The following is a 15797-nucleotide window of genomic DNA, read 5'->3' as shown; positions in this document are numbered from 1 at the left end:
CGCACAGCCGTCGTGCGATCGGTGTGTGAACTATTTCAGTTGTTACTGTAGCAACAACCAGAATCGATGTACACGTACGAGAACGAAGTAGCGACGTGGCGAACCAACTTACCCGCTCGTAACTCGGACTTTCATTAGTCAGGGGGTCTACGGTGTGTGTATGGAGGAATTCGATTTCTTAGTTATCGGTTCGGGCTCCGGGCTCGACGTAGCAAACGTCGCGGCGAATCAAGGGCAGTCCGTCGCCATAATCGAGAAGGGGCCGCTCGGCGGCACGTGTCTCAACCGTGGCTGTATTCCGTCGAAGCTGTTGTTGTATCATGCAGACGTTCTGGAAACGATCGAGCGGGCCGACGAGTTCCATATCGACGCGACCGTCGACGATATCGCCTTTGCCGACATCGTCCGCGACGTCACCGAGGAAGTCGAAGCCGATTCCGAGTCGATCCGCCGCGGACTGCGCTCGTCATCCGCTCACGAACTGTTCGAGGGAGAAGGACGGTTCGTCGACGAACGGACCATCGAAATCTCCGGCGGGGAAGACGACGGGACGCGTCTGCGAGCGGACACGGTCCTGATCGCCGCCGGAACCCGGCCGTCGGTTCCTGACATCGACGGCATCGAGGAGACGACCTATCTGACGAGTACCGACGCCCTCCAACTGGAGTCGCGGCCCGACCACCTCGTCATCGTTGGCGGCGGCTACATTGCGGCCGAACTCGGCCACTTCTTCGAGACGTTCGGCAGCGACGTGACGATCATCGGTCGTCGACCCTCTCTCCTCCCGGAGGCCGACGAGGAGGTCGCGGCGGCGTTCACCGATCGATATGCAGACCGATTTACCGTGCACACAGGACACGCTGCGACGGCGGTTTCCGAAGCCGACGGCACGGTGACCGTCGAAGCACGACCGTACGAGTACGGACCTGACGGCGGACTCCTCGAGGACGAAGCCCCTGTGACGGTGTCCGGAGATGAGCTGCTCATCGCAGCGGGGCGCGTTCCCAACACGGACACGCTGAACGTCGGTGCGGCGAACGTCGAGACCGACGCACGCGGCTTCATCGAGACCGACGAGTACCTGCGGACCTCCGCCAACGGCGTGTGGGCACTCGGCGATATCGTCGGCGAATACCTGCTGAAACACAGCGCAAACCACGAGGCGCGAACGGCCGTCCGGAACATCTTCGGCGACGATCTGCAGCCGGTCGACTACAGCGCGATGCCGTTTGCCGTCTTCGCGTCACCCGAAGTCGCCGGGGTCGGCGCGCTCGAGCAGGATCTCCGCGCTGCGGGCCAAGAGTACGCGACGAACACTTACCGCTACGAAAACACCGCTCGCGGCGACGCGATGCACGCCGAGGGGTTCGTGAAGGTGCTCATCGATCTGGAGGGCGAGATTCTCGGCTGTCATATCATCGGCCCGGAGGCGTCGTCGCTCGTTCAGGAAGTCGTCGTCGCGATGAAAGCGGGGACGGGGACAGTACAGGACATTCGCGACGCTGTGCACATCCATCCGGCACTCCCAGAAGTCGTCCAGCGCGCGTTTTCAGGCCAGTTCAGCCGCGGTGATGGCGGCCACCACCATCACCACTGAGAGGGATTCTCGGAGGAGTTCGTCGTTTTTCGACGAAGGACTAAGATGCGCTACCGAAGCCGGACGTCGGACCCTCCGGGTGGCTACGATATCCCTTATATGCGGAGCAGGCGCAATACCACGTCGTTCACGGAGTGGATACGCGCCGTCACTCAGTGATCCGATCAACTGATAGAAGTATACTCTGAGTTTCAAATCCAAAAACTCCAAATGCACGGAACTGCGATCTAGTAGCAAGGTCAGGTCGGAACGGAGCGGATTCCGAACGACCGTCGGAGGTCGTTCGAGAGAGCTTCGCTCTCTCGTGATGACGAAAATCAAAGATTTTCGAACCACGGCCTGTCCGCCCACATAACGAGGCAGTATCCGAAATGCCGGCGCGGTGAACGCGAATCCTCGAAGGGTTCGTCTCGTGCCTGTCGGTTGAGCAAGCCCACGATACCTCCAAATCCGTCGACGTGTTAGCGACTCCCTGCTGGCAAAAACAACAGATGGGAGTTAAAGGCGCTGAGGATAGGAGTACCGGCGGTTTGGCACCGCCAGTCAGCCACCGACCACGAGGGCTGGGTTAGACGCGAACTCCCGCAAAGTGGCGGCATCCGTGGTTGTAGACCTGAAACTCCCACCGCTCGGGATTCCTGCGTCTTCAGGCGCAGGAGGATGTCAAAAATTGTCGCTCGCTGTGCCATCCGGTGAGCCGGAGTCCGGTACCTCACGTCATGATGAGCGCGTCGGTCCAGTCGTCCGATTGAATCCAGGCGTCCTCGTCGCGTTCGTCGTAGACGATCAAATGGTCGTTCTCCGTTCGAACGGCCGCGTAGTGCTCGAGCGAGGTGGCGTCGATGCCGATCGTTGGCTGCTGGTTGGGGTGTGTCGTATCCGTGGACATGGGGTCTCTCCTCGATTAGTTACCTTACACTACTAGGTAACACGTGGTAACGTATAAGTGCTCGCGAACGCCCTCGTTAGGCGGTTACGTGGAAGAAAGTCAGTCGTCCGCGGCCGTCGACTCGTCGGTCAGCACCGAATCCGAAACCGAGTAGAGCGATTTTCTCGCGTCGCGGAAGTACACCTGTTCGTGAAGGACGCCGGTATCACGGAGCGCATCGAGTGCGTACCGAACGGTCCGTTTGCTCAGCCGCGTTTCGGCTGCGAGTTGACTTTGTGTCATCGCGCCGTCGACGGCAAGGACTTTTAACACGAGTTTGCCACTCGGCGGAAGGTCGTAGAGTCGGTCCGGAACGGGAGTCATGATACGCGTATCGTCGTCGTGTCGTCAAATGTGTTTTCAGCCCCGATGCACCGACCGCACCGATCACACTCGGGCCGAGACGAGGGCATCGATGCGTTCTAAGAGGTCGTCGACTGTCGGACGGTCGGCGGGCAGTTTGCCGCGGTGGACGTACTCGATCGTCGGTTCCTGGCCGGTCGCGTCGATGAGGACTGCTTCGGGCATCCGTCCGACCATGTCGTGGAGCGAGCCGAGCGCACCGAACCGCGTGGGCTGATCGTACTGGTCGCTCGTCGTCTTCGATTCGTCGGCCAAGAGCGGAAATGGAAGGTCGTACTGGTCGTTCCAACGCGTTGCCTGTTCGATGGACTCGGGAAGGATCGAGATGACGGCCGTTCGGCGGTCGACGAACTCGTCGTACCTCGAGGCGACCGTCTGGACCTGTTCTCGACACTTCGGGCAGTGGTAGTCTCGTTGAAACAGCAGCACGATCGCGTCTCGGTCGGGATCCGAGGCGTATTCGCGCAGTCGAAGCGGATCTGGGCCGGCTGCGGCGTTCGGGAGTTCGAAATCGGTAAGTTCAGTCATGGAAGGTGGCTGTGGTGGGTGGGGTATCGACACTGCAGACACCTGTGTGTCTGTCAGCGTGATGCAGTACGACACTCTCGGTCGAATGGAGACACCGTGGTGGTGTGCGCTCGCAACTGTAAGCCACCCTCGAAGTCGGATGTCGGCTCCGGACCGCGACAGCGGTCCCAGCATCGCGGCGGAGCACAGGAGCTGGCAGGTGGGGTGGCTCTCGAGCGGCTCACGATCATCTCGTGATCGAAGCGGTGGTGGGTGTTGCACTACATGGAGCGTCTGCAACGGGTGCCTCCATAGTATCCGTCGCACCGCGGGAATATAAAGGATAATCTAACAGATCAGTTAGCGGATTACCAGATCGTAACCCCGGTCGACCGCCTCGGAATTGCTCGAATCGAAGATCGCCGATAGTCTGTCTCTCACTCCAGCGGTAACTCGTCGATGAGAACGGTCGCGGTTCCGTCGAAAATTGTCTCCTCGGTCTCGTTTTCGACTCGAGTCGTGAGCCGATATCTGTTGCCGTCGAGCTGTTCGTCACTTCGACACCGTGCTGTGACCGTCTCTCCGATGAAAACCGGCCCGTAGAACTCGAGCGACTGAGAAAAATAAATTGTGGTATCGATTGACATTCTCCCCGCGCTAAATAGTAGGCACCGAGATGCTCTCGCTGCTTAAAAATAGCCTGCTCCCGGTCGTGTCTTCACCTTACCACCCTCTTCGTTGGGCGTGATCGACTCAGCGACTCGAGCGACAGCTATCCGTCGGAAGAACGCCGCAATCGACTCGAAAAAAGGACCGTGGATTACTCGTGAGCGACCAACGCGTACGCCACTGCGACCGGGACCGCGTAGACGATGTGACCGACCAGACTCACGAGCGTGCCCGGAATCGCGACATTCGGGAACGGCGGCGCCATCGGGAATCCGACGACGGACAGCCAAATCGGCATCACAAGAACGGCGAGCAGTACGGTCGTCAGGACGCCGTAACCGATTCCGAGGCCGATCGCGGGACCGACGCGTTTCGCCGGCTCGCGAAACGCCCCGAACTGGACGAGCGCGACGTACGCCAGACCAAGGACGACGCCGTGGAACTGGTGGATCGCCCACCCGGCCATCAGTGCCGGCCCCTCGATGCCGTACATCGCCGGAATCGCCATCTCGAGCATCGGTGCCGGGATCACATATTGCATGATGAGGCCGAACAGAACGCTGCCGACGAAGCCGCCGACCGCACCTGCTGCCCAGTCTGTGACCGTAACGGTACCTACTGACGTTGTCGTGGGTGTTTCAGTAGCCATTGTGTTATCCTCTGTACCACCGTATTCCTCCTACCGACATAATTGTAAGCTAAGCGATAGGTAAGATGATTACTCCGGGGTAACGGTGTCTCGTCTCAACGCTCGTACTCTCGTCCGAACAGTGGTAATCCGGGTTGCCGTAACGGTAGATATGGATCTCGACGCGTTTCGAACGACGACCGACCGTCGCGTGACTGCAGTGACCGCCGAGGAGATGCGCGACGTCGACCGGGTCGCTATCGAGGCGTACGGCCTCTCGTTGCTCCAGATGATGGAACAGGCCGGCCGTGGACTCACTCGCGAGACGTTCGCCCTTGCGAACGGCGGCTCCGTCGTCGTCCTCGCTGGCGGGGGCGGGAACGGCGGTGGCGGCCTCGCGTGTGCTCGCCACCTCGCGAACCGTTCGTATCCAGTTACTGTCGTTCTCGACCGAGAGCCAGCGGCGCTTTCGGGTGTCGTCGCGGCGCAGCACGAACTCCTCGAGCGGATGGGGATTCCGATCCGGACTGATGTGACAGCGCTCGAAACGCCGGCGCTGGTGGTCGATGCACTCGTCGGCTACGGACTCGAGGGACCACTCCGTGGTCTGACTCGAGAGTTCGTCCAGTGGGCTGAAAACGCGGAGACGACAGTGCTGTCGCTGGACGTCCCGTCCGGGATTGACGCGACGACGGGTGCGGAACCCGGCGATGCCGTCCACCCGGCGCGCACATTCACGCTTGCGCTTCCAAAGACCGGACTCCGAGACACGACGGGCGAACTCGTTCTCGGTGATATCAGCATCCCGTCCGGCGTCTACGAGACGATCGGCATTCCGTACACGCCGCCGTTCGGTCACGAATTTTCCGTTCGTCTCACAATAACATGAGTACCCCTCGGGAACTCCCGTGGCCTCTTTTTCGGATGTGGCAACACGCGCGATAGCGATGATGCTGCCACGGTTGTTTTTTGTCCGTGTAGTTGCTGGCGCTCGAGCCACTCGAGTCGCGCAACTCGTCGATCGAAATCAGTCGACGAGTTGTCGCACCGACTCCTCGTCTTGCATTCCGATGAGTCGATCGGATGGCTCACTCTGGGTGAATCCAATGAAGGTCGGAATCGAACTGACGTCGAAGCGGGCAGCGACTTGCGGAAACGCGTCGACATCCACTTTCACGACAGGTGCATCGACAGCTTCTGCAACTGCTTCGACTGTTCCTTCCATTAGTTGACATGGGCCACACCAGTCCGCGTAGAAATCGACGAGGACGGTGGCTTCGAGTTCGAGAATGTCGTCGAGTTCGGAGCCGTCCTCGAGTTCAACGATCAATGTGCTGGGTTCAGCTGGATCTGTCCGTTCGGACATACCCTGATTAACGTGCGAGTTCGGTTTAATAGTAAGCGAACCAGAACGTTGGTTAGTTACCTGACCCTCACCTGCTCACGCGGAACGATACAGACGACTGTCCGTCAGTTCCGGAGTCGCGATTCGAGCGTCCCGTCGTGAACGGGGGTCACTCGAGGAAACTCGAGAGAGCATCGACGAACGCCGTCGAGCGATCCTCCGGAACCCAATGATTTGCGTCGAGTCGGGCTATACCAGCGGTGTCCTCGAGGTCGTCGTTCAACTGCTCTGCGAACTCGATCGGCTGGAATCCGTCGTTTTCTCCCCAGATGAAGGACGTTTCCGCCGTGATGGCATTGTAGTCGATTTCGGTCGTGTGGCTCGTATTCGTCGCGATCGCGTTTCGACTGAGGGAAATCCGACCCTCGTCGCTGCGAAAGCGGGAGGCCATCGCCTCTACGAACTCGTCGTCGGGCTCGATGAGCGTCGACTGGAACATCTGGGTGAGTTGTTCGTCGACGTCATCGACGGACATGTCGTTGATCGTTCCGGGAAGGCCGAGATCGACGATGAACTGTATCGGCCACGAGTCGTACGCGATCGAGTTCGAAAGCACGAGTTTTCCGACCGCATCCGGGTTGTGTGCCGCGTACCGGAGCGCGACGCCACCACCGATGTCGTGAGCGACGAGATCGATCTGGTCGACCTCGAGTTGCGCTACCAGTCCGTCGAGTACCTGCTCTTGGGCGCGGATCGATCGATCGAAACCGTCGTGCATCGCGGAGTTCCCGTAGCCAACGAAGTCCGGTGCGATCACTCGCCGATCGTCTTCGAAGGCCGGTGCGACGCCACGCCAGAGATACGACCACGTCGGAATCCCGTGGAGGAACACGAGTGGGTTTTCCGATGCCTCAGTGTCGCCCTCGTCGTAGTACGATACCGTCAGGTCGTGCGTGTCGACCATGATCGTCGTTTCCTCCTGTGCCTCCGTCCATTCCTGATGGGTCAGTTCGTTCGTCATCGACTGTGCAATCGTCGCCACGCTATTTGTAACTTCGGATGTTACAATTAGGTACTATCAAATAACTCGCTCGTTGAGAGCACCACCGTTCTCTTCACAACGGAATAAAAAGAACAACGGCAGTCGAGATACCGGTTTCAGTCACCAAGATCGGCGCTTTCGACGCTTTCGATCGGCGTCGATGACTGCTCGAGAATCTGCAGGCTGAGATCGGCGATCGTGATTGTCTTGAGTTCGTCTTTCAGGGCGGCCTCAGCCGGTTGCAGCGTCTCGGTGAGGATTGCCTGGATGTTATCGCCGACGGGGCATTCGTCGTTCGGTTCGTTCGGATGAAACGTAAAGAGCGACTCGATCTCGAGCGCCTCGTAGATGTCGGACAGCGTTACATCGTCCGGACTCCGGGCCAGTGCGAACCCGCCGTTCGGTCCCCGTTTGGACGTCACGAGCTCGGCATCCCGCAGGGATCCGAGGAGACGACGGACGACGACAGGGTTGGTATTGAGACTCCAAGCGAGTTTTTCCGAGGAGAGGCGTTCATCACGAACGACGGCAAGCACTGTCAGCACGTGCGTCGCGACGACGAGCCGACTACTCCCATTCATACTCAAAACTAGACGGGCCAGTGATGTAACGTCTTCCGATCTCTCACCGTCCGAACCGCTCGCTGCGTCGAACGCTCGTGGTCGACCGGGACAGAAATATAAAACGGTCGTTCGGCGGTGCAACAGCGATGCACGACCACAGAAGGTATTTTTTGTCTCCTGTCTTCGGTCGGTATACGATCTCGGAGCTGTCATCACAAGTGATCTCCCGAGTACCGAAAACGCGACCAGACGGCTCGGTTTCACAAACTATCGCCAGATAACAGTATTACGACGGAGATGACACACGCCACGATACACGACCTCGAGACGATTTCTGTAGGTCCTCGAGACGTCGTCACCGAACCATACGCGAACGCCCGTATCCTGATCCACGGGATGCTCAGTCTCGAGTGGCATCTTGAGTCTTCACACCGACTTGCCAAATCCGGTGTGGTCCAAACGAAAGAGAGAGCCCCGTTTGTCAGAGCCAAGCGACCGCCCGAAATCGAGTTGATCGTGACTCTCACGGGTATCGGAGCGCGATGGCTGTGAGACGGCTCGTACTCGCCACGGTCGGACTACTGTTGGTCGCGTATTCAACCGGAATGGCAGCGACATCGTTCGGCAACGTACTCGTGACCAGTTTGCCGATCGACTCGGTTCCAATGGAGTCGTTCCTCGCACACTGGTGGGTGTTTCCAGTGTCGATCGTGTTTTCGACGATCGCGCTCGCTTCGGGCGTGTCGGGAGCGCTCTTTTTTAGTCCGTTCTTTCTACTGGTCGTCGGACTGCAACCGGCTCAGGCGATCGGTGCCGGACTTTTGACGGAGGTGTTCGGGATGGGGAATGGGCTCCGATCATACGTCAAGCAGGGGCTCGTCGACTACGCGACGGCCAAGTGGCTCTTACTCGGTGCCGTGCCGTCGATCGTTATCGGTGCGTTCGCCGCGCAATACGCCCCAGAAGGGCTGCTACGTGGTATCTTCGGCGTCGGACTGGTCGTCCTCGGCGGGTTTCTCGTCTACTACGAGCCGCCCGACAAGTGCGTTCCCGGTGAGGGTGAAGGACCGTATCTGGAACGAAAGAACACGGGACGAGGTTCAACCGTCGTCGAGGCCACCAATGGCGAGCGGTACGCGTACGATACCTGCTGGCGCCCACCCGGCGTGGCGCTGGCGACGACAGGAGGATTCATTACCGGACTCATCAGCGCTGGCCTTCCGGAAATCGTCACGACACAGCTCGTGATTCGATGTCGCGTCCCACCTCGAGTCGCGATCGCAACGTCAGTTTTCGTTCTCGCTGTCGCCGCTGTTGCCGGGGCGGCTGTCCGCGCGCTAAGTGCGACCCCCGTCTGGTACGTCGTCGCCTGGTCGATTCCGGGCGTGCTGATCGGCGGGACGATCGGCACCCGTACGGGAAAATACGTCCCGAGCGACCTGATGGAACTGGGGCTCGGTGTCATCTTTGGACTCGTCAGCGGGATCGTTCTCGTGACGACGTTCCTGTTGTAAGTGACTGCCGTTTACCGAGAGGGCGGGCCGGAACGCAGAGATAAAAAGCCAGCCGGCGACGCGAGCTAGACATGGCGTCGATATCGAGATGGTTTCGTTTTTCGAGATGGATCCGCCTCAGTACCCGCTTTGTGCAATTCCCTATCAAGTTACAGTTACTCATTTGACTATTGTTTAGAGAGATAGACCAGATGGTTCATTTTCCAATTTGAGAAACTGTGGGTCGGGATGAACGCCCACAAACCATTGCTTGCACTCGTACTGATCGGAATGCTGAGCGTCGGTGCTATCACGCCAGTTGCAGCCCACGAAACACAGAACGTCGACGGGTACGACATCACTTTCGGCGGTGCGGACGAACCCCTCATTACCGGCGAACGAATGTGGTTGGAACTCGAAGTCGTCGATACCGAGACAGGGGAACCGATCGAAAATGAGGCCGAGAACCTGATCGTTTCCGTTCAGGCCACCGGGAGCGATAAGACACCGCTCGACGTCACCGAGAAACACGGCGAGCCCGGTGTCTACCAAGCACCCGTGATCTTTACCGAGTCCGGCGATTACATGATCCACCTCGAGGGGAGTATCGAAGGCACTGAGGTTCACACCCACTTCGAAAAAGAAGTCCACGATCACACCGCACTGGAATATCCCAGTGACGGATCACAGACTGCAGACGATAGTGACGAGTCTCAGACCGACGAGACTCGAACTGATGAGTCCGGATTCGGATCCGTTGGCGTCGTGATGGTTGGAATCGGTGCCGTGGCAGCTATCGGTGCGTTCCTCCTGCGTCGGCAACGCTGACCCGTTTTCCCACCGCTTTTTTCGGTCGTACTCGCTGTCGATCGTGGCTGAAACGGACACAGTAACGTCTCAATGGTACCCGCCGAATCAGCTGTATAAATTTGTTTCGACGGTGTGTACTGGGCATGCCTGATCGGCTGGCATATATAATGATCGACGGAGTATGCCTCCCATGGCGAACAGTTCCACTGAATTGAGGCCACCGGAGCTTTCGACCGACGACTTGCTTCAGGTTCCAGACGATTATTTTACGACAGATACTGTCGCGATCGTCACCGGCGGCGGATCAGGCATCGGACAAGCAACGAGCGTCGCACTCGCGATCAACGGGCTGACCGTCGCTGCCGTTGACATCGACGAAGAAGGGCTCGAGGAAACAGTCGATGTCGCAACGTCGCTAGATGCCGATGGACGAGTTGTCCCAATCGAGGGCGACCTTACCGACGACGAGGCCGTAGAGGCGACCGTCGACGAAGCCGCCGACCTCGGGACGATCCGCTATGCCGCGAACATCGCCGGGATGCAACACATCGCATCGCTCGCCGACTTCCCGATGGAGACGTACGATTTCATGCACGATCTCATGCTCCGATCGCCGTTCTTGCTGTCGAAACTGGTTATCCCACATATCGAGGCAACGGACGACGGCGTCGGTGCGATCGGGAACATGTCCTCAGTGCACGGTCACTACGCGACGCAGAACAAACCGGCGTACATCACGCTTAAACACGGCCTCACGGGACTGACTCGAGCGATCGCGGCCGAAGGTAGCGGATCACTTCGAGGATTCTCGGTGAGCGTCGGCTACGTGCTGACGCCGCTGATGGTTGGTCAGATCAAAGACACGGCCGAAGAGCGCGGCATCTCCGAACAGGAGGTGATCGAAGACGTGATGCTCGGGCAGGCTCGCACCAAAGAGATGATGACGCCCGCCGAGGTGGCGAACCTGTTCGTCTTCGGATTCTCGAGTCACGCGAGACACCTGAACGGTGGCGACCTGCTCTGGGACGGTGGCTACACCACGACGTATGAGTGAGGACGATCCGACGAACGTCGCCATCGCCTGTCAGGGCGGCGGGAGTCACACTGCGTTCACTGCCGGCGTCCTCAAAGGCCTGTTCCGCGAGTGGCCCGACGATTGTGAACTGGTCGGGATCAGCGGGACCTCCGGCGGCGCGTTCAACGCCCTCGCGGCGTGGTACGGGCTCGTCACGGCCGACGAGGCCCGCGCCATCGAACTCCTCGAGGCACTCTGGACCGATCTGTCGGCGACCGACGTCGGCGATCGGGTCCTGAATAACTGGGTGACAGGGCTCTCGCGACTCGAGAGCAGCGGGGTTCCAATTCCACAGCTCAGCCCGTACCAGACCCCTAGCTCGGAGCTTGGGAAAGACCGGATCAGAGAACTGCTCGAACGGCACATCGAATTCGAGGAGATCCCCGACCTCTGTACGCGAGACGCCCCGGAACTCGTCGTCGGGACGGTCGACGTCAACGCGGGCGTGTTCGAGACGTTCGTTGACGAGCAGGTGACGCCGCAAGCGGTGCTTGCGTCGGCTGCCGTCCCGACCCTTTTCGAAGCCGTCGAGATCGACGGCCACCTCCACTGGGATGGCCTCTTCTCGCAGAACCCACCGATCGACGATCTCATGGCCATCGATTCCGATCGCAAGCCCGACGAACTGTGGGTCATCCAGATCAATCCCCAAGAGATCGAGGGCGAACCCACCTCGCTCGAGGAGATTGCCGACCGGCGAAACGAACTCGCAGGAAATATTTCGCTGAACCAGGAGCTCCACGTCATCAAGCGCGTCAACGAGTGGATCGACGCGGGACACCTCCCCGAGGACGAATTTTCGAGGACCGCCGTTCGACGGATCCCGATGGAAGAGAACTACCACTGTTCGACGAAGGTCGATCGGAGCCCGTCGTTCATCCGCGAGCTGATCGACCTCGGCGAACTACGCGCAGCTGCGTTTCTCGAGGCCGGCCCGCCCGACGAGAGCGCGTACACTGTCTCGGAGCCACGCCACAGTCATCAGACCAACTAACCGATCACGAACCAGAAACACATGTCACGACTGCCATTACTCGAACTCGACGACATTCCCGAGGAGTATCACCACCTGTTCACCGATGAATACCTCGGCGACCGCCACATCTTCCGTGCCTGGGCGCACAATCCCGAGGTGCTCGAGGCGACCCTCAAGTATCTGAACACGCTGTACGACCAACTCGGCGACCGCCAAAAGGAGTTGGTCATCCTCACCGTCGCTCGAGCTCGCGGTGCCCGCTACGAATGGCACCAACACGTCGACATCGCTCGCGAGAAGGGCGTCACGCTCGAGGAGATGCGGGCCATCGGTGGCGACGATTTCTCGCCGTTCGACGAGAGCGAGTTCGTTCTGCTCCAGTACGCTCGAGCCGTCGAATCCGGTGGCGTAACGGACGCGATCCATGATGCCCTCGCGCGAGCGTATTCGCCGGCCGAAATCGTCGCGGCCGGCCTGCTCATCGACTTCTACGTGGGGCTGTGTAACTACATCGCGTCCGTCGAGCTGCCGTTCGAAGGCGGCGAGTTCGTCGGCTGGACGCCTGACGACGAGATGGTCGAACGACTCTTCGACGGCGACTCGTCGTAGACGACTACCTCGAGCCTCGGTGTCAGGGACACTCACTCTCGTCGACGGCCTCCCGATCAGACCCTTGATCGACGGTTCGTATCTCGCTTGAGGCGAGATTCACGATCATCAGTTGCCCGCCGTACTCGTGTGTCTGGTCGTGCCCTCGGATGACCACACAGGTCACGTCGTCCGGAACGTCGATCGTCTCGGAGCGCGTGAACGGTTGCTGCGTGTGTGCGTGAGCTAGCTCACGGCGACCGAGTTGCGTCCCGTCGAGTCGTTCGATCTGCCACCAATTCGCAAATCCATCTTCTCCCTCGTCGTCGTGACGCAGCGTAACGTCGAACATATACTGGCTATTGTCTCGTTCGAACGACACGTCAACAACGTTCGCCTCCCGAAGGTCGAGTTCCACGTTCGAATCGTCCGGCGATCCAGCCGCCGAATCCCCTTCATCGGTCGAATCCGATCGATTGCCACATCCGGCCAGCGTTCCGAGTACGAGCGTCCCGACTGTTCCGACTAGCTGTCGTCTTGAGGGGAGTGAATTGGATCTCATACCTCCTCATCAAGGTCGCTGACAGAAACACTCTCGGGTAGCAGTTGGTATCCATTCGAGGCGTCTCGGTACATCACCTCGACACCTCGTGTCTCAGCAGCGATCCCTCGTACCCACCGACGCGACGGCCAGCACCTCTCATCTGGTGCGCAATCTCGTTCACGAAGCTGCTCTCGAGTACCAGCACGTCGGCGTTCGGTCGATGATGGGACGATCTGGACGTTTCGAATCTCCCATAAAATCGTCAGTGGACTGCTCCTGCGAGTTTCGATACCGAAACAGGACAGAGGATATTGTGATTCGATCGGGGACCAAGGACCTCGAGAAAGAGTGGAATTCGTGTCACCTCTGACCGGTTTACGAGTTTGCCAGGGTACATTCCAATACCGAGAAAAAAGAGATGGAAAATCGATATGTCGACAAGTCAAATGCTGACATTCAACATTCGGGGCGGAGTAATCCATTATTTAATAACTTCGATTACACATCCGTGTTTTACACTCGTATGAATGTTCGCCGGTCGTGCATCGACAACGGACGACCGCAGAAATGATTTACTACGGTTTAAGATTGTATATCTATTGAATTACAATATATATTACCAATATGGAATAAGTTCGTTATAGAGTTGTACATATGCTGCAAATATATACTCGAGTCATAACTGATTATTCTGCCGCCGACCGTAAACGAGTCGAGCGGATTTTGAACAGGTGAACGTACCATTTGATCGCAATCCGCTCGCCAAAGTCAAGTTGGTGATTCGGACCTATCGAGAGTCAGCGGTCAAATACGGTAGCTACTAGTGGAGGATTCGATCTCGGACGGATCGCATTTTTCGGTGCGGTACGGTGGTGGCTAAATTGGGTTCGTTGTTCATGGAGCGTGGCATCGAAAATAGATACTTTGCCAGCAATTATGTGTAGAATACACAATACTCATCTTTGCTAAAACTGACGACATTATTATTATTCTCGTTCTACAATGGTTCAGTTGTCAGTAAAACCAGTCGTTTCAAGTTCGAGTATTGGCGCTCTGTTCTCGACCACAGTCGCTTTGAAACACGTAACCAGTTATAAGCCCCGGCCACGTTCGTCTGCTGTCTCGAGACGCCGAATGCGGCCAGCGGCTGAAATCGGACTGTCTCGATGCGTCGCTAACCACCGCTGGCACGACGGGAGCGTATCCAGCCGTAGCGACCGCTTTTCGCAGCGACTAATCCTGATTTTGCGCCGGAATCGTTCTGTTCGGCGTCTGCTCGGCGGTAAGCTCGAATCCTCGAGCTTCCATCTCCTCGAAGTATCGGTCCGCATCGAGCCCGCTCGTTTCGGTAATGAAGATTCCGTCCTCGTCGATATCGCCGTCAGCCATGAGTTGGAGCGTTACGGACAGTGGAACACCGACGTAACAGCCGTACTCACGCATCAGCGTGATATCGTTGCCGTCGAAAAACGGGAACGGTTGCTCGAAGTGGAAGACGGCACGGCCGTTTTGTCCGTCGGCTGTACCAGTTACTTCAGCCGAGAGGATCGTCTGGGGCGTCCACTCTGTCTCCGATGATAGCTCCGCGGGCGGCTTCCACTGCGTTTCGAGCTCCAGACCCTGGCTTTTTACTTGCTCTTGCATCACTTCAACTGGATCGACTTCTGTTCCATCAACCTCGAGAGAGTCGGTCTCGAAAGCATTTGCTGCGTGAAGTGTCCGCTCGTAGCGCTTCCACTCGTCATGCCATGCTCCCCGCGTAATAATACGATCGGCGTTTTTCTCTTGCGCGACCGGAGACTTCGGGAACGTGATCGGTTCAGGATGGGAGATGACGTACGTCTCTTCTTCCCCAATCGGGTCCGGGAACTCGAACGTCCGCTGTTCGCTGAACGCCGGGAGATCATTGATGACCTCGCCGTCTTCCCACTTCGCCCGCTCGTCAACGTCCGGATTGTGTTCGTAGGTGACTGTATCCGTAAGGCCAGGCGTCGTCTGTGTGAGGAGACGCCACATTCCCCAGTAGAAATTGACGTCTTCAACGTCATCGAACTGCTCACAGGCAACCATCCCAAGTGCGATGGTGCTCACGAGGCCACCGTTGGCAAACCAGAGCGCGTTCCCTGCCTCGGCGAACTCCTCGGATCGATCGAGTACCTCGTCGAAGTCAAACGCGTTCAGATCGACACCCGTGAGGTCACCGACTTCCTGCATCGCATCGAGAACGTTCTCCTCGAATGGATACGGCAAGCCATTAACTACGTACTCTGCTCCTTCGAGAACTCTTACGAGATCATCCGTGTCAGTCGCATCGACGGGCTCGAATCGAAATCGGTCATCATCAACGAGCTCGACGAGACGACGCGCGTTGTCTTCATCAGCGTCTGCCACTACGATCTCGTCGAAGTCACTTGTCTGATGGAGGTCGTAGACACATCCCGATGTCATCGCACCAGATCCACCTAGTACGACAGTCTTGCTACTCATATACCGACTAGAAGACCAATCTGCAATAACTTAAAACCAGGGGTCGTTCTTGGAGGAGACGGCGGCAACTCCGGATCATTATCAGCGAAAGAGCTATTTATCGAAGCCGAGTCTGACAAAATACCAATGGACAGACCAGTTTCACGTGGAGTGAGAGCTCTACGTCCACCACTCGAGGGATC

Annotated in this window: 17 protein-coding genes; 7 read left to right on the top strand and 10 right to left on the bottom strand. The window is 58.2% G+C overall.

Annotated features, from left to right (window positions below; translation table 11 throughout):
• Positions 1-160: 160 nt before the first annotated feature.
• A complete protein-coding gene (locus GCU68_RS19440) occupies positions 161-1597 on the top strand; it encodes a dihydrolipoyl dehydrogenase (protein ID WP_152944290.1) in 1437 nt (478 codons plus the stop codon).
• A 712-nt stretch (positions 1598-2309) separates the two neighbouring features.
• Here the strand turns inward: GCU68_RS19440 and GCU68_RS19435 are convergent.
• From GCU68_RS19435 to GCU68_RS19415, 5 genes are all read right to left on the bottom strand, one after another.
• Positions 2310-2486 carry a hypothetical protein gene (locus GCU68_RS19435; RefSeq protein WP_152944289.1) on the bottom strand — a complete coding sequence of 59 codons (177 nt, stop codon included), beginning with the start codon at positions 2484-2486 and terminating at the stop codon, positions 2310-2312.
• Between the two features lie 99 nt (positions 2487-2585).
• A complete protein-coding gene (locus GCU68_RS19430; protein WP_152944288.1) occupies positions 2586-2849 on the bottom strand; it encodes a helix-turn-helix domain-containing protein in 264 nt (87 codons plus the stop codon).
• Positions 2850-2912: 63 nt separating this feature from the next.
• Positions 2913-3416: a peroxiredoxin family protein gene (locus tag GCU68_RS19425; RefSeq protein WP_152944287.1), complete on the bottom strand. Its 504-nt coding sequence runs from the start codon at positions 3414-3416 to the stop codon at positions 2913-2915.
• A gap of 416 nt (positions 3417-3832) precedes the next feature.
• A complete protein-coding gene (locus GCU68_RS19420) occupies positions 3833-4042 on the bottom strand; it encodes a hotdog family protein (RefSeq protein WP_152944286.1) in 210 nt (69 codons plus the stop codon).
• A gap of 173 nt (positions 4043-4215) precedes the next feature.
• On the bottom strand, positions 4216-4713 hold the full coding sequence (locus tag GCU68_RS19415) for a hypothetical protein (protein ID WP_152944285.1): 498 nt from the start codon (positions 4711-4713) through the stop codon (positions 4216-4218).
• Positions 4714-4864: 151 nt separating this feature from the next.
• On the opposite strand from GCU68_RS19415, the gene GCU68_RS19410 reads away from it, so the two are divergent.
• Positions 4865-5581 carry an NAD(P)H-hydrate epimerase gene (locus GCU68_RS19410; protein WP_227015104.1) on the top strand — a complete coding sequence of 239 codons (717 nt, stop codon included), beginning with the start codon at positions 4865-4867 and terminating at the stop codon, positions 5579-5581.
• A 138-nt stretch (positions 5582-5719) separates the two neighbouring features.
• Here the strand turns inward: GCU68_RS19410 and GCU68_RS19405 are convergent, their stop codons facing one another.
• The 3 genes from GCU68_RS19405 to GCU68_RS19395 form a co-directional block, all read right to left on the bottom strand.
• Positions 5720-6058: a thioredoxin family protein gene (locus GCU68_RS19405; RefSeq protein ID WP_152944284.1), complete on the bottom strand. Its 339-nt coding sequence runs from the start codon at positions 6056-6058 to the stop codon at positions 5720-5722.
• A gap of 148 nt (positions 6059-6206) precedes the next feature.
• Positions 6207-7058, bottom strand: a complete 852-nt coding sequence (locus GCU68_RS19400; protein ID WP_193565106.1) for an alpha/beta fold hydrolase — start codon at positions 7056-7058, stop codon at positions 6207-6209.
• A gap of 137 nt (positions 7059-7195) precedes the next feature.
• Positions 7196-7660 (bottom strand): Rrf2 family transcriptional regulator, encoded by a 465-nt coding sequence (locus GCU68_RS19395; protein WP_152944283.1) that lies wholly within the window; start codon positions 7658-7660, stop codon positions 7196-7198.
• A gap of 587 nt (positions 7661-8247) precedes the next feature.
• Here GCU68_RS19395 and GCU68_RS19390 point away from each other — a divergent pair.
• The 5 genes from GCU68_RS19390 (at position 8248) to GCU68_RS19370 (ending at position 12605) form a co-directional block, all read left to right on the top strand.
• The gene (locus GCU68_RS19390; protein ID WP_152944282.1) at positions 8248-9156 is read left to right on the top strand and encodes a sulfite exporter TauE/SafE family protein; all 909 of its coding nucleotides are present in this window, start codon (positions 8248-8250) and stop codon (positions 9154-9156) included.
• A 228-nt stretch (positions 9157-9384) separates the two neighbouring features.
• Positions 9385-9963 carry a FixH family protein gene (locus GCU68_RS19385; protein ID WP_152944281.1) on the top strand — a complete coding sequence of 193 codons (579 nt, stop codon included), beginning with the start codon at positions 9385-9387 and terminating at the stop codon, positions 9961-9963.
• A 172-nt stretch (positions 9964-10135) separates the two neighbouring features.
• Complete coding sequence (locus GCU68_RS19380; RefSeq protein ID WP_152944280.1) at positions 10136-10999, top strand: SDR family oxidoreductase; 864 nt, start codon at positions 10136-10138, stop codon at positions 10997-10999.
• On the top strand, positions 10992-12014 hold the full coding sequence (locus GCU68_RS19375; protein ID WP_152944279.1) for a patatin-like phospholipase family protein: 1023 nt from the start codon (positions 10992-10994) through the stop codon (positions 12012-12014). The genes GCU68_RS19380 and GCU68_RS19375 overlap by 8 nt, the downstream gene beginning before the upstream one ends.
• Before the next feature lie 21 nt (positions 12015-12035).
• Complete coding sequence (locus GCU68_RS19370; RefSeq protein ID WP_152944278.1) at positions 12036-12605, top strand: carboxymuconolactone decarboxylase family protein; 570 nt, start codon at positions 12036-12038, stop codon at positions 12603-12605.
• 22 nt (positions 12606-12627) lie between these two features.
• Here GCU68_RS19370 and GCU68_RS19365 read toward each other — a convergent pair whose 3' ends face one another.
• Together GCU68_RS19365 and GCU68_RS19360 are read right to left on the bottom strand one after the other, a co-directional pair.
• A complete protein-coding gene (locus tag GCU68_RS19365) occupies positions 12628-13146 on the bottom strand; it encodes a hypothetical protein (RefSeq protein ID WP_152944277.1) in 519 nt (172 codons plus the stop codon).
• Between the two features lie 1215 nt (positions 13147-14361).
• Entirely contained in the window at positions 14362-15615 is a 1254-nt protein-coding gene (locus tag GCU68_RS19360) for a saccharopine dehydrogenase family protein (protein WP_152944276.1), read from the bottom strand.
• Positions 15616-15797: the final 182 nt, after the last annotated feature.

The organism is Natronorubrum aibiense, from assembly GCF_009392895.1.
Taxonomy (GTDB): Archaea; Halobacteriota; Halobacteria; order Halobacteriales; family Natrialbaceae; genus Natronorubrum; species Natronorubrum aibiense.
Note: the sequence above shows the minus strand (reverse complement) of the source record. Positions and strands in the feature narration are given on the sequence as shown.

What these genes read in the sequence shown, in the direction of transcription:
- GCU68_RS19440 (WP_152944290.1), top strand. Translation starts at nt 161, where the DNA reads ATGGAGGAATTCGATTTCTTAGTTATCGGTTCGGGCTCCGGGCTCGAC.
- GCU68_RS19435 (WP_152944289.1), bottom strand. Translation starts at nt 2,486, where the DNA reads ATGTCCACGGATACGACACACCCCAACCAGCAGCCAACGATCGGCATC.
- GCU68_RS19430 (WP_152944288.1), bottom strand. Translation starts at nt 2,849, where the DNA reads ATGACTCCCGTTCCGGACCGACTCTACGACCTTCCGCCGAGTGGCAAA.
- GCU68_RS19425 (WP_152944287.1), bottom strand. Translation starts at nt 3,416, where the DNA reads ATGACTGAACTTACCGATTTCGAACTCCCGAACGCCGCAGCCGGCCCA.
- GCU68_RS19420 (WP_152944286.1), bottom strand. Translation starts at nt 4,042, where the DNA reads ATGTCAATCGATACCACAATTTATTTTTCTCAGTCGCTCGAGTTCTAC.
- GCU68_RS19415 (WP_152944285.1), bottom strand. Translation starts at nt 4,713, where the DNA reads ATGGCTACTGAAACACCCACGACAACGTCAGTAGGTACCGTTACGGTC.
- GCU68_RS19410 (WP_227015104.1), top strand. Translation starts at nt 4,865, where the DNA reads ATGGATCTCGACGCGTTTCGAACGACGACCGACCGTCGCGTGACTGCA.
- GCU68_RS19405 (WP_152944284.1), bottom strand. Translation starts at nt 6,058, where the DNA reads ATGTCCGAACGGACAGATCCAGCTGAACCCAGCACATTGATCGTTGAA.
- GCU68_RS19400 (WP_193565106.1), bottom strand. Translation starts at nt 7,058, where the DNA reads ATGACGAACGAACTGACCCATCAGGAATGGACGGAGGCACAGGAGGAA.
- GCU68_RS19395 (WP_152944283.1), bottom strand. Translation starts at nt 7,660, where the DNA reads ATGAATGGGAGTAGTCGGCTCGTCGTCGCGACGCACGTGCTGACAGTG.
- GCU68_RS19390 (WP_152944282.1), top strand. Translation starts at nt 8,248, where the DNA reads ATGGCAGCGACATCGTTCGGCAACGTACTCGTGACCAGTTTGCCGATC.
- GCU68_RS19385 (WP_152944281.1), top strand. Translation starts at nt 9,385, where the DNA reads ATGAACGCCCACAAACCATTGCTTGCACTCGTACTGATCGGAATGCTG.
- GCU68_RS19380 (WP_152944280.1), top strand. Translation starts at nt 10,136, where the DNA reads ATGGCGAACAGTTCCACTGAATTGAGGCCACCGGAGCTTTCGACCGAC.
- GCU68_RS19375 (WP_152944279.1), top strand. Translation starts at nt 10,992, where the DNA reads ATGAGTGAGGACGATCCGACGAACGTCGCCATCGCCTGTCAGGGCGGC.
- GCU68_RS19370 (WP_152944278.1), top strand. Translation starts at nt 12,036, where the DNA reads ATGTCACGACTGCCATTACTCGAACTCGACGACATTCCCGAGGAGTAT.
- GCU68_RS19365 (WP_152944277.1), bottom strand. Translation starts at nt 13,146, where the DNA reads ATGAGATCCAATTCACTCCCCTCAAGACGACAGCTAGTCGGAACAGTC.
- GCU68_RS19360 (WP_152944276.1), bottom strand. Translation starts at nt 15,615, where the DNA reads ATGAGTAGCAAGACTGTCGTACTAGGTGGATCTGGTGCGATGACATCG.